We start from the raw sequence: 712 nt of genomic DNA on the forward strand, positions 1-712 counted from the left end.
TATCAGGGCACAGCAGCAGATATCGCGCACAGGCCACTCGCTTGGAAAAGCATTGCCTTATCCATGCTCGTAACCCAGCGCGGCTGGCTCTATGCGATCCCGGCAGGCCTGGTGTTGCTCTGGCATTGGCGCGCAAAAATTTTCAGAGAATCTCCTGTAGCTGGGGTCACTGACGCCGGCCAGTCCGGTGACGGCGTTAAGGATGACCCCGCCGCGGTCAACGCCCACGGCTACAGCAAAGGTCCCCTGCCCTGGTGGGTTGAACTTTCGATTTACGCATCGATGCCGTTGTTTCACCTGCATACCTTCATCGCGCTGACCATCGTGCTGGTTGTCGGATTGTTCTTCGAACGCGCAACCGAACTCAAATTTGTCGCTAATCTGGTTCGCAACGAGGGCATGGCCGGCATCGGCCGCTTGATTTCGCATCCGAAGGTGTGGCCCGAGATTTTCCGTGGCGCACCGATTCGCAGACATGCTGCCGCCATACTGATCGCGGCTTTCATCCCGGCAACTTTTTTTGTCTGGCTAACTACCGATCAATTTCGCGCATCATCGGTCCTGAAGTGGCATCCGGGCTGGGCCCAGGATTCGACCGAATTCGCCGCGCCTTTCTTCAAGCTAGGGCCAAAGGATTTTGGATCTCCGTCCTTCGGCCTGTTGTTGCAAAAAACCTGGAACGGCGTCATCGCTCCGTTTTTCCAGTTTTGCC

1 protein-coding gene is annotated in these 712 nt (G+C 56.6%); it reads left to right on the plus strand.

Annotation, left to right across the window (positions count from 1 at the left end):
• Positions 1 to 712 (plus strand): hypothetical protein (locus DMG62_25190; protein PYY18872.1); only part of this gene is annotated, 712 nt, incomplete at both ends.

The sequence above is a fragment of the Acidobacteriota bacterium genome (genome assembly GCA_003225175.1).
GTDB lineage: Bacteria > Acidobacteriota > Terriglobia > Terriglobales > Acidobacteriaceae > Gp1-AA112.